Here is a 12349-nt window from a genome sequence, read left to right as displayed (position 1 = left end):
TGATGTGACAAAACCTGAATCCTGGTCGTTAAAGTGTTTGTTTGCACTCATATTTTAACTGTTAGGACTCAGGTTTTTTTATTTAAAGCAAACTATGGGACAGCAGTGGCTGATTGGCTCCCTTTTTCATTTAATATATCTCTATAAAAATAAACCACTTAAAAATCATGACATCACAGAAAATTACTAAATACTATTACCATGAATATGTAATATGCTTAGTCTTTGTACTTAGTATTTCAGCACTGATTGCTCTCTTTTTTATAGACTTCACCCCAACAAATCAAGTCAAAATCACAGCCTTCATTGTTGCAACGTTGATTTATTTGGCTGTTTTGATCTACTTTTATGTTCTGCATAGATACGGACAATGGATCATTCCACGTACATGGACAAATGTACAAAAAAAGCCAAAATTCTATTTTTTACTCCTCTTCCCTATTTTTGTAATTCTGTTTCTTTACTTAAATCTAGTTGTCTATCCTCCTCTGCTTCATACCCTAGTTTTGGGTACACCTACTGTGGTGACATTGGAAGCAAGCGCTGTTAAAAAACATGGTAAAAAAGGAAGTGTCTACTATTCTATTGAAACACCGTATGACTCTACTGGTATGTTTCGAATCAATGTAGATGAATATGAACACTACAAAAATCAAAATCTATTCATAAAATTATCGGTCATTGAGGGGCGCTTTGGCACCTACATCCAAGATATTCAATCTATCCACGGTGAAACAAGAGCGAATAAATAGCACCCAAGGCTTGATTTATCCTTCTAGAAGCCTTACTTCTACAAATAACACAGGAAATAAATCGGCAGACCGACATGACATTAGAAAAGGCAACTTTGCCTGTTCCACAATTTGATCAAATTACCCTGGCAGATTTAAAACAAAAAATTGAGCATGCCATTCAGCAGGGACAAAACTTTTTAAATAATCTGACTGCAGTACCTGAAAATACGACGGCGCAATTAAATGTTTTAGAACAGATTGATCAGCTCGAAAATAACATGAGCGAAGCATGGGGCGTGCTGTCACATTTAAATGCGGTCATGAATAATCCTGAAACCCGCGAAGTGTATCAAGCGCTGTTACCAAGTTTAAGCGACTACTACACTCAATTGGGTCAGCACACGGTGTTGTATCAAAGCTATCAACATATTCACGACGCCAACACCTTTAAAGATTTGCCTGCTGCACAACAAAGCGCAATTCAACTGGCATTGCGCGACTTTAAACTGTCAGGTGTGGCCTTAGAAGGTGAAGCTAAAAAACGCTATGCTGAAATTTCAGCGCGTTTATCGCAACTGTCATCAGACTTTTCCAATCATGTGTTGGATGCCACCCAAGCCTATTACAAAGTATTGTCCGAAGATCAGCTCAAAGGTTTACCGCCAAGCAGCGTTGAATTGCTGAAACAATATGGTCAGCAACGCGAATTGGAACAAGCTGTGGCAACACTGGATATTCCTGCCTATTTAGCCATTATGACCTATGCCGATGATCGTGCTTTGCGCGAAACCTTGTATCAGGCATACACTACTCGCGCGTCCGATCAATCAGCCCAGTCTGAATTTGACAACACCCCGATCATGGAAGAAATCTTGCGTTTACGTCAAGAAATGGCGCAATTGCTCGGTTTTAACAACTATGCAGAATTATCCCTTGCCAGCAAAATGGCACCAAGTGTCGAAGCAGTCGATCAATTCCTGCGTGAACTGGCAGAACATGCTCGTGCACCTGCAGAACAAGAAATTGCCGAACTCAAAGCCATTGCCGCCCAAGATGGGATTGATACCTTACAACCGTGGGATACAGGCTACTATTCTGAAAAATTAAAATTACAGCAATTTAACCTTTCACAAGAAATGTTAAAACCATATTTCCCTGCACCGAAAGTGGTTGAAGGTCTATTTAGCATCGTCAAGCGTTTATACGATGTCGATATTATTGAGCGCGCTGCCCCTGTTTGGCATCCTGATGCACGTTATTTTGAACTTGAAGATCAAGGTCAAGTGATTGGTGGTTTTTACTTTGATCTATATGCCCGTACAGGCAAACGCGGCGGCGCATGGATGAGTGGTTTCCGTTCACGCATGCAATTGGCACAAGGTTTACAAAAACCAATTTGCTATATGGTGTGTAACTTTACCCCACCTGTGGCAGATCAACCCGCGCTTTTAACGCATGATGAAGTCATCACCCTATTCCATGAATTTGGACATGGCTTACATCACCTGCTGACCGAAGTGGATAATATTGCTGTGGCAGGTACACACGGTGTCGCTTGGGATGCGGTGGAATTACCAAGCCAATTCATGGAATTCTGGGCTTGGGATCAAGACAGTTTAGATATGCTGAGTGCGCATATTGAAAACCAAGACACTCTGCCTGAACACCTGCTTAAAGCGCTGCAAGATGCGCGTTTCTTCCAATCAGGGATGCAAACTTTACGTCAAATTGAATTTGCCATGTTTGACTTAAATATCCATAAGGCTAACCCTGCTTTGGACGCTGCAAGCATCCAACAAACCTTAGATGATATTCGTCAAAAATATGCGGTTGCACCCACCACTTCGTACAACCGTTTCCAACATGGTTTCAGTCATATCTTCGCAGGTGGCTACGCTGCTGGTTATTATTCATACAAATGGGCAGAGGTTTTGGCGAGTGATGCCTTCGACCGATTCGAAAATGAAGGAATTTTTAATACTTCGACTGGCAAGTCGTTTAGACAATTTATTCTAGCAGTTGGCGGAAAAGATACGGCACTTGACGCATTTATCAATTTCCGCGGACGCGAGCCAAAAATAGATGCTTTGCTGCGTCATCAAGGTTGGACGAACGCATCTAAAAACGCTTAAACTAAGGACCTTAGTTAGATTCAAGGTAAGTATGATGACCATTAAACGACGCTTCATTGCAGGTGCAAAATGTCCAAAATGCCAAGCGATGGACCGGGTTGTCATGCTGACCTCTGGCGAAGACGAATGGATCGAATGCATTGATTGTGGTTACAGTGAAAATCGACCGACTCATGTCGATCAACCTGAACAACCCGCCGTGCCAGACGATATCGGTGTGATCCAATTTAAGCCACGTCAGTCTAAATAAAAATTAAGGTCAAAAATGACAGAAGATCAAAGAAATAATCCAAAACTGTTAGTTGGAATCATTGGGGGCTTAACGTTATTGATTGCTATCTTTTTTGCATATCAATGGTTAAGCAGCAGTACAGCAGATAAATCTGAACTTCAAGAAGAAATGGTCGCTGCACCGGCTAAACCGCCTGTTGCAGTCCCAGTCCAATCTGAAACTGAAGCATCAGTCCCTGCCGCAGAGACTGACACCATTAAATTGGTCGAAGAAGACATTTTAGATGCAGCTGTGCCTGAAAATGCCTCTTTAGCCAAAGAAGAAATTGCCAAATTAGATGACATTCAACAACAATTGAATGATCAGGAGCAAAGTTTAAAACAGCAACATTCAGATGCAGATGAACTGATTAAACTGAAAGAAGAACAAATTAAATTACTCGAAGCACAGTTAGCACAACAAGCAAAATAACCGACTTCTGCTACACCATGCGTACTTATAGGCTAGAATATCATCAGATTTTCTAGCCTTTTTGTTATGTCCACTACTACACCACAAAATATCCCCAAAGCAATTGGCTTTCTCATGCTATCAGCGCTGCTTTTTTCCATCATGGGGGTTTGTATACACTACGCATCTCACACAGTAGATAATGCCACCATCGTATTTTTTCGCAATGCGGTTGGCTTATTGATCTTTCTCCCTTTGATCCTACAAAAAGGCAGCAGGTTTTTTAGAACTGAAAAACTGTGGATGCATACCTGGCGTTCAATCGTGGGCTTAGTGGCAATGTATGGTTTTTTTTATGCCATCGCACACTTAAAACTCTCCAATGCCATGGTCTTCACCTATTCCTCACCGATCTTTATCCCCTTAATTGCATGGTTATTTTTAAAAGAAAAAATGACCCTGAGTATGCTCATTGCCGCAGTCATTGGTTTAATCGGCGTGCTCTTCGTCGCAAAGCCCGATGCAGGAATGTTCAATCAGTTATCACTCATCGGACTGAGCGCAAGCTTCTTGGCAGCCATGGCATTTGTCACTGTCCGTGCCCTTACTGCAACTGAACCACCTGAACGCATCGTGTTTTATTTCTGCTTTTTTGGCACACTCATTTCCATGATCCCGATGTTCTGGCTTTGGCGTCCCTATAGTTTAAAAGAGTTAGCTTTTCTGATTACAGCGGGACTTTTGGCCAATATCAGTCAAATTTTTATGTCCAATGCCTATAAGCTCGCACCCGCAGGTCAAATTGGCCCCGTGAACTATATCACGATTATTTTTGCAGGTATTTGGGGCTTTGTTCTTTGGCAGGAACTGCCAGACATTTACAGCCTATTCGGCTTTGCTTTTATATTTTTAGCGATTTTGCTCTGTAGTCCAATCCTACAAAATAAGTTTAAAAAGTCATAAAGATTCAAACCATTTACCATCAAATGCACAGCCCCTTATTCAATAAAAAAGCACCTGAAGGTGCTTTTTTAATGCTTCAAAATTAATTTATTGATACCAACCAAACAGCTTAAAGAAATACGGCAGATACGCAATAATCAACATTGCAGGGAACAGCACAATCAGCGGCAAAATCCAACGTTCATAACGGTAATAAAACGACAAGTGACGAACTTCAGCATCCGCTTCATTGACTTCAGCATCCCCTATCGACTGTCGGGCCAAGAGGTGGTTCAATGCAACTGGAGGCGTAACATAACCTAGCTCAAAACCAATGAGTGTAATCATCCAAAAATGCACAGGATGAATACCGTATTGATAGGCTACAGGAGCAATAGTTGCAGAAATTAAAATGACTGCGCCAAACGGATCCATAATCATACCCACAAAGACCATCAATCCGACAATCAATGTGATAACCAAAAAAGTACTGCTGATATCAGTTGGGAATAAACTCATGACTTCAGTACGCTCTAGCAATCCACCAACGCTTACCGAAAGCGCCATCAAAATAACCAAAGCACCGATATGTCCAACGGTTTCACTGGTCGAAATATGCATCGACTTCCAAAAACCAACTTGACGTAGAATCTGCATAGAGCTGGATTGAGCCACTGTATGATTCGCAGCCTGCCCATCATCTGTGCTATTACCATGTAATCCTTCACGGTATTCTGCATGTGCAACCTGTGCGCCGGCTAAAGCAGGTTCAGCATTCGCACTATAATTTGCTGTTAGTGTTTCATCCCAATGCCCAACTGCTGACAATGGTGCTGGCTGATGACGTAATTTATCCACTAAAACGATCATCAGCAGAATAACAGGCATCATGACTGGTGCAGTAAATTCATTTAAATCTGTATTCAATAAATATTTATAGAACATCCAAATCAGCACGAAAATCACAATATAAGGAATAACGGCTAAGAAGGCACGTCCTGACTGCGGCGCTGCCACATTGGCTTGAGCAATACGGAACTTATGTTCTGCAAAAAATAACGACACAATTAAAAACATCGTAGATGTCAGCAAGAACGTATAAATACCATATTGATAAAGCGGATCCGTGGTCACTTCTTTATTTAGCGATGCAACAACCACAATCAATAAGCATGGACGTAAAACCACCCCAAGCGAACCGGACATTGCTGTTGCAGCCAAGGCAAATTGACGGCGTCCGCCAGCGTTCCACACTTCCTTATAAATAATCGCGCCTGCCGCAATGACAAAGATCCCCGATGCTCCAGTATAGGCTGTAGGCAATGCTGCTGCGATTAAAATCAGCCATGTTAAAGTCTCAGGAGCTAAGTTCCATGGGCGTAAAATATTCAAGAATAAATCTACGACACGGGTTTGCTTCAACAACATACCCGCCCAAATGAATAACGCTAGATTCAGGAAAATACTTGAAAACTCGACCAATTGCCCTAAATAGATGCCTTGCCCCATCGGGTAGTCCATAAAGAAGATAAAGGCGATACCTGTAATCAACGCCATATACGCATATAAAGGCACGCTTAGGAACGCGAAACTAAGACTACCGCCCTCTTTGGCATCTTTTGGCGGACTAAACAATTGCAAAACACTGATCAATGTCAGGATTGAGAACAGCGTCATCCACATCCAATAAATCAGTTCAGTTTCGGTGGTCATTGGAACTCCCGAATTTTTCACTGAATTGAATTGGCTGATACTTGAGTAGGTTAACAGTCCATTACCGAAGCTCATCATCAGGCTATAAACACGATAATCCTTCTTGGTTGCAGGACCGCGTAGACCAATATGATGAATTTTCAATGTCGCACTAATCGCAGCTATAACCACCATAAAAATCAACAAAATGGCGCGATTTTCAGTACCAAATTTAAAGATACCGAAGAAGCTTGTTTCAAAATTACGATAGGCGCGAATACTCGGATGCTTCTCCATATGTTGCATGGCTTTATCATAAAATTGATACTTTTCTTCACACTGCTGCACACTCGCTAAAATAGACGAACGAACGTCATTCTCAGATGCTGTACCAAAAATGTCAGCAAATTCGTCGGCCGCATTGGCTTTCATTTGCGTTTGCACCATTTTTTCTACATCTGGGTGGCGGTCACAATCTGGCTTGGTCGGTTCTGCACGTAAAAATGAATACTGCATCCCAATGCTTTCATTACCATACAAACGCTCACCAGTACGCAGAAGCTGACCATGAATCATCTCCCCTGTCCCGATAATCAATGTAAGCAGAAGCAAGATCAACACGACTAGAGTCGAAATCCATTCTGTCCAGACATACCTTAACAGCCCGACGATGCCGGATCTGTTTTGTGCATCATTTTGCATGAGTCTTCCTATTTTTTATTTTGGAGCCTAGCGGGGCTAAGCATCCTTTTCCTTATCGGCTCGAGAAGTTCCTTTCCCTGACCTAACTGTTTTATTATTACGTTTAAATTTGCATCAATATTCAAAACATTAAAATGACAATATGTATTTTTCTTTTCGGTTTTTTTTGTCAACCCAATCACCTAAAGTGCGCTAGCGATCCCAGAAATAATTACCAATAAGATAAAACACGGCGATGACAATGCCCCAAATCACCCCCAATAAATGGGCTTCGACTAAAACGGGGCTTCCTATTAATTCTGCCGTTCCGGTGTTCCCCACGGTATTTTCCCACACCAATTTTGCCAAAATCAGCAACAGGACAAAGGCTGCAAAATTCCGCTCCCGCTTATACATTAAATGTACGCAAGCGACTGCAACATAAGCGCCATGCAAGACACCTGATAATCCTGCATAGGCTTCAATATCGGGGAGGAAAAAATAGAAACTTAGACTGATTAAAGGGGATAAAATCAATAAGATGGCAACAAAGTGCCATATTGAAACTCTTGGAAAAATAAACGGTAAGCAGATAAAGGCCAACATATTTAAAGCAAAATGAATCCAACCGACGTGAACCCAATGGGCAGTCCATAAGCGCCAAAAGTCATGAAATAAATCATCTTGCCAATAGATAAAATAATCTTTAAATACCTGTAGCGAGGCACAGATCGAAACGAATACGGCAAGAAAGACAATTTTCGGTATTAAAAATTGTAGTTTCATTTTCGCTCCTCCTGTACCTCACTTTTAAACGCTATTGCAAAGATTAATTTGCAGCTGTGCCACTGGTTTCAATATCACCACTAAACAAATCATCGAGTTCAGAACTATTGGCACTTTCATCCCAGAAATGTTCCATACCATCATCAGCCGTACGAACGCCTGTATGTTCAGTCCAATAACGATCTGAAATCCCTTTCACCATGCTTTCAGCCATACTATCGATGAGTTTAAATTGTGGGTTAACAGGTTTTTCATCACTACGCGCTTGTGCAAAGGTACGTAAGGCATCACGGATTTTCGCATCATCGCCACTGGCCTGTGCAGCAACGGCATATAACGCATGAGATAGTCTCACGCCTTTTTGCTCACCAATTTGCGCGGATTGTTTTAAGGTTTGGTATGGATCAGGTTTTCCATCTCCAGCACCCGGCAGTAAAGTCCAGATCACAGCGCGGGTTGCATTTGGTGCGCCCCAGAATTTTTCATTATTCAGACACACCATACCGCGTTCAACAATCGCAGCAATGTCTTTCGGAACGTTTACCGCCCCACCTGAGTTAATATCATTGGTCATGGCCTGTAAGCCACTTAACATTCCCAACATATACACTGTTTGGTCAATGTCGCTGTTCATTTTTGGACAGCCTTCACCTAGACTTTTCTTATACTTCTTTTCAAAACGATCTTGAAATAATTGATAGCCGGTATATTGACGCTGTGCCGCAAGTGCCGCCCAACGCTTTTGCTCAACACGGGCATCCTGTGCTTCGGTTACTTGGTTAGCTTTAGATGCACGTAAATAACGTAACTCTGCATCCAAGGCTTTTTGTTCTGCACAAATCCCTGCTGCTGAATACATCAACACAGCCACACGTGTTGGGTCTGCGCCCATATCTTTGGTGGCCATAATGGCTGGGGTTAATGAATTACCTGAATTACACACCATTTCAGCATCTTCCATGGCTAAAATTGGTGGCACAATATGTTTTTCGGTAAATCCGAGTGCAACATTAGCACCGGTTTTTACAACCTGTGAACAACCCGCGAATAATGTACTTGTTATTGCTACAACTGCCACACCCTGGCATATTTTTTGGACGCTCGACATTTTCCTGTCCTCTATAATTGTGTTTATGTCCATCACGACAAACATATCAGAAGCAAAAAATGAATAAAAGAGTATTTGCTCTAATTTGAACGACACACTGTGCCATGAATCACGCTGAATGCAATTGACTGATTTTTTAGAAAGACTAAATTTTAGGCAAAAAAAAAGTAGCATAGCGACGGTTCGGCACATGCTACTTATTAACTGTGAAAGCGTTTGACTGCTTATTTTTGAGTTAACTGTTCCTTCAGCACTGTTCCTAGTCGTCCTATAACAATTGCTAACACAATCGCTATTACCAGAAACATCCAAGTTGGCATCATCATGATGATTTCCTTTAACGGCTGTTGGTAAGGCTAATATATAGGCAGAGAATCACCGCACAGCTTAAAATTGTCAGACAATTTAAATATTTTGCCAATAAAATCCAATCCTGTCAGACAAGATTATTTTACCTGCAATATAAGATAATGAAATATTTTCATTTTATTGAATTTTAAAAATTAAGGCTGTCTAACAATTAGATCATTTTGGCCAATACTTTGAGTGATTTCCACTGTTTCAATGACAATTGATCGCGCCAAATAATCACTGGTTTTGCACGCGCATGCATAAAATACACCACGATATACATTTGATGATCCAAAATATGGCTAATTTGAACGCGTTGCACTGGACGGTTGAGCCGTTGCAAAGACCAATCAGTTCCATCCAAATAATCTAGACTGGCGACGTGTAAATGCTTACGGAAAAACAGTACATAAACCACTAGTCCAATGAGGAAAAATACCCCCCAAAGCATAGGTGTTAGTAACTGATAAAGCAGCGTCATCAATACCGCAAAAATAAAAAACTGAAACGCATGCGATAAAAAACTGCGTTTCAGTTTGAATTGCCGATTATCCATGAACGTAATGTTTTAATTTTTGAATAAACGTTTTTAATTCAGGACGTGGCGGTTCACTAACTTCCATAAACCAATCCAACAAATCTGGATCTTCTGCAGCAACGAGTTCTGCAAACATGTCTTTTTCAGCTGCATCGGCTTGTAAATAGTAATTTTTGACGTAGGGATCAAAATAAACATCAATCTCTTTTAAACCACGACGTGCGCGGTAGATTACTTTACGCTCTTCTAAGCTGATTTCATCAGTCATTGTCTTCCCCAATCGTTGAACCCGTCTAGTGTAACTCATCCACCCCATTGAAGTGGAGTGTTTTCAAAGATTGACCGAATGCTTCATCGCAATTCTTGCTTTTGAATGTTCTGCACATTGCAGTCACACGCTGCATCTTATAAGTTGAAGACAAAGCCATAAAAATGAATAGGATATTCAAAATGCAATCTGGAGCGATTCGCCCACTCAACAACATGCCGCCACGTCAATTATTTAATGCAGAACATGATGCATTTCGTGAAACAGTACGAAAATTTTATGAAAAAGAAGTCATACCTAATATCGAAAAATACGAAAATCAGCAACACGTTGACCGTGACTTATGGAATAAAGCCGGTGCCATGGGCTTGCTTTGCCCGACCATGCCCGAAGCTTATGGCGGCTATGGTGTAGACCGACTCTATAGCATGATTCTGATTGAAGAGCAGGCCTATGCTATGGACTCCTCTACCGGCTTTTCACTGCACTCCGACATCGTGGCCAATTATATTCATAACTTTGGCAATGAAGAACAAAAGTTGCATTGGCTGCCGAAAATGGCATCTGGCGAAACCGTGACTGCCATCGCAATGACCGAACCGGGCACAGGTTCAGACCTACAAGCCGTACGCACAACCGCTACAGAAGATGGTGATGACTATATTATTAATGGGTCAAAAATCTTTATCACCAATGGCTATTTATGTGACATGGCAATTGTGGTCTGCAAGACAGGCAATAGTGAAAAAGGTTCAGCCAATTTATCGCTAATTATCGTCGAGGCAGATCGCGTCGGTTTTAGTAAAGGCAAACCTTTAAACAAAATTGGCATGAAAGGTCAGGATACCTGTGAACTGTTCTTTGACAATGTCCGCGTCCCTAAAAGCAACTTACTTGGCATGCAAGGTATGGGCTTTATGATGCTGATGAAGGAATTGGCTTGGGAACGTATGTTGGTCGCGATTATTTGCCAAGCCGGTGCAGAAGCAGCCTTTGCGCACACTGTTCAATACACCAAAGAGCGTAAGGCATTTGGCAAGACCGTATCTAGTTTCCAAAACACCCGTTTTAAATTGGCAGAGCTACGCACTGAAATCGATTTTTGTCGAACTTATCTAGACCGTTGTATGGAGCTGCAACTTGTGGAACAGCTCGGTATTGACGCAGCCGCAGCTGCTAAATACAAAATTTCAGAAATGTTTTCCAAAGTCGTGGATGAATGTCTGCAGTTGCATGGTGGCTATGGCTATATGCTTGAATATCCAATTGCACGGGCTTATATTGACAATCGAGCCAATCGTATTTATGCCGGTACCAATGAAATTATGAAAGAGCTGATTTCCCGCTCTTTATAACAAATAAGCCCATCAGATGATGGGCTTTTTTCATTCTTTCGATATCAACTTAAATCATTCACAAAATCACAGATTAATGCAGCGACCAATGCGGGTTGCTCTTTGTGCGGCATGTGATGAAGCCCTTCCAAAATCTCTAGCTCTGCATCAGCTTTTATACCCGAAAAAAGTTTCTGAGCTTGTGCTGTCGTCCCGTATTCATCCAGTTCTCCATGGATGATCAAGCTTGGACACTGTACTTTTCCAACATAATCTTCGAGGTTCCATTGACGGAAACTTGGTGAAAGCCAAGTTTCCGTCCAAGCATCCAAAACCCATTGGGCTTTATCCCCATGGTATTTAGCCAAGCGTTCAAGCTGTCCCGGCTGCGCAAAACCTGTTTTGGCTTCACGTATACCCGATAATGTCAGTTCTTCCACTTCATACTGCGCAGCTATGGTAATCAGACCATAACATTGTTCAGTATATTCACTGACAATCACGACTGACATTCCCCCGCCAACACTATGCCCCATCACGATAAACTGTTGAATGGAATAATGTTGAAGAAGTGCCTTAAAGCCCTGCCGCGCTTCAGCATAGACAAAATCTGTACTTAATAGATGAGGATTCGCTGACGATCGGCCAAAACCCAATCGATCATAGGCAATCACCGTTCTGCCAGACTCAGCAGCCAATTGCGCAGGAAAATCACGCCATAAATCCACACTCCCCAGTGAATCATGCATCAATATAATCGGGGCCAAAGTTGCATCTTTATCTGCTGTTTCAGGCTGCCAAGCTTTGGTATATAGCTCATAATCATTTAATTTTATAAATTCTGAATGTTCTTGATTCTTCACATTAACCCTGTGTGTTTTTCCTTGTTTTCAACATCATATATTTTTCAACAAATAAAGCGCATCAAATAAAACCCTAAAGTCACATATCTAAAGCAAAAAAAGGAGCATGATGCCACTGCTGTCCCACAATTTTTCACAAGAGGAAGCTCATTTGAGCTTCCTCTTGTTTTATGGGTATTTTATCGGGTGAAAATAAAGCTTTTAAAGTTCTTCTTTCAAACAAATTCACTTGAATTAT

Annotated in this window: 12 protein-coding genes; 6 read left to right on the top strand and 6 right to left on the bottom strand. The window is 41.5% G+C overall.

Features of this window, described 5'->3' with window-relative positions; translation table 11 throughout:
• Positions 1–167: 167 nt before the first annotated feature.
• The 5 genes from FTT72_RS15240 to FTT72_RS15220 all read left to right on the top strand — a co-directional run bounded on the left by FTT72_RS15240 (position 168) and on the right by FTT72_RS15220 (position 4511).
• A complete protein-coding gene (locus FTT72_RS15240) occupies positions 168–752 on the top strand; it encodes a hypothetical protein (protein WP_111885424.1) in 585 nt (194 codons plus the stop codon).
• 74 nt (positions 753–826) lie between these two features.
• Complete coding sequence (locus FTT72_RS15235) at positions 827–2866, top strand: M3 family metallopeptidase (RefSeq protein WP_180178636.1); 2040 nt, start codon at positions 827–829, stop codon at positions 2864–2866.
• A gap of 40 nt (positions 2867–2906) precedes the next feature.
• A complete protein-coding gene (locus FTT72_RS15230) occupies positions 2907–3116 on the top strand; it encodes a YheV family putative zinc ribbon protein (protein WP_180178637.1) in 210 nt (69 codons plus the stop codon).
• Between the two features lie 15 nt (positions 3117–3131).
• Positions 3132–3569, top strand: coding sequence for a hypothetical protein (locus FTT72_RS15225; protein ID WP_180049281.1), 438 nt, complete (start codon positions 3132–3134; stop codon positions 3567–3569).
• A 66-nt stretch (positions 3570–3635) separates the two neighbouring features.
• Positions 3636–4511, top strand: coding sequence for a DMT family transporter (locus FTT72_RS15220; protein ID WP_180178635.1), 876 nt, complete (start codon positions 3636–3638; stop codon positions 4509–4511).
• Positions 4512–4598: 87 nt separating this feature from the next.
• On the opposite strand, the gene FTT72_RS15215 is transcribed toward FTT72_RS15220, so the two are convergent.
• The 5 genes from FTT72_RS15215 to FTT72_RS15195 all read right to left on the bottom strand — a co-directional run bounded on the left by FTT72_RS15215 (position 4599) and on the right by FTT72_RS15195 (position 9914).
• Positions 4599–6884 carry a TRAP transporter large permease subunit gene (locus FTT72_RS15215; RefSeq protein WP_180178634.1) on the bottom strand — a complete coding sequence of 762 codons (2286 nt, stop codon included), beginning with the start codon at positions 6882–6884 and terminating at the stop codon, positions 4599–4601.
• A gap of 192 nt (positions 6885–7076) precedes the next feature.
• Positions 7077–7649, bottom strand: coding sequence for a rhombosortase (gene rrtA, locus FTT72_RS15210; RefSeq protein ID WP_180178633.1), 573 nt, complete (start codon positions 7647–7649; stop codon positions 7077–7079).
• A gap of 43 nt (positions 7650–7692) precedes the next feature.
• Complete coding sequence (locus FTT72_RS15205) at positions 7693–8757, bottom strand: hypothetical protein (RefSeq protein ID WP_168379121.1); 1065 nt, start codon at positions 8755–8757, stop codon at positions 7693–7695.
• A 520-nt stretch (positions 8758–9277) separates the two neighbouring features.
• The gene (locus tag FTT72_RS15200) at positions 9278–9664 is read right to left on the bottom strand and encodes a hypothetical protein (protein WP_180003461.1); all 387 of its coding nucleotides are present in this window, start codon (positions 9662–9664) and stop codon (positions 9278–9280) included.
• Positions 9657–9914, bottom strand: a complete 258-nt coding sequence (locus tag FTT72_RS15195) for a succinate dehydrogenase assembly factor 2 (RefSeq protein ID WP_078189264.1) — start codon at positions 9912–9914, stop codon at positions 9657–9659. Before FTT72_RS15195 ends, FTT72_RS15200 begins: the two co-directional genes overlap by 8 nt.
• Positions 9915–10096: 182 nt before the next feature.
• Between FTT72_RS15195 and FTT72_RS15190 the strand changes: the two genes are divergently transcribed.
• On the top strand, positions 10097–11269 hold the full coding sequence (locus tag FTT72_RS15190; RefSeq protein ID WP_180178632.1) for an acyl-CoA dehydrogenase family protein: 1173 nt from the start codon (positions 10097–10099) through the stop codon (positions 11267–11269).
• Positions 11270–11313: 44 nt separating this feature from the next.
• On the opposite strand, the gene FTT72_RS15185 is transcribed toward FTT72_RS15190, so the two are convergent.
• Positions 11314–12111: an alpha/beta fold hydrolase gene (locus FTT72_RS15185; protein WP_368856481.1), complete on the bottom strand. Its 798-nt coding sequence runs from the start codon at positions 12109–12111 to the stop codon at positions 11314–11316.
• Positions 12112–12349: the final 238 nt, after the last annotated feature.

Origin of the sequence: Acinetobacter sp. YH01005, from assembly GCF_013420465.1 — a bacterium.
GTDB classification, from domain to species: domain Bacteria; phylum Pseudomonadota; class Gammaproteobacteria; order Pseudomonadales; family Moraxellaceae; genus Acinetobacter; species Acinetobacter amyesii.
Note: the sequence above shows the minus strand (reverse complement) of the source record. Positions and strands in the feature narration are given on the sequence as shown.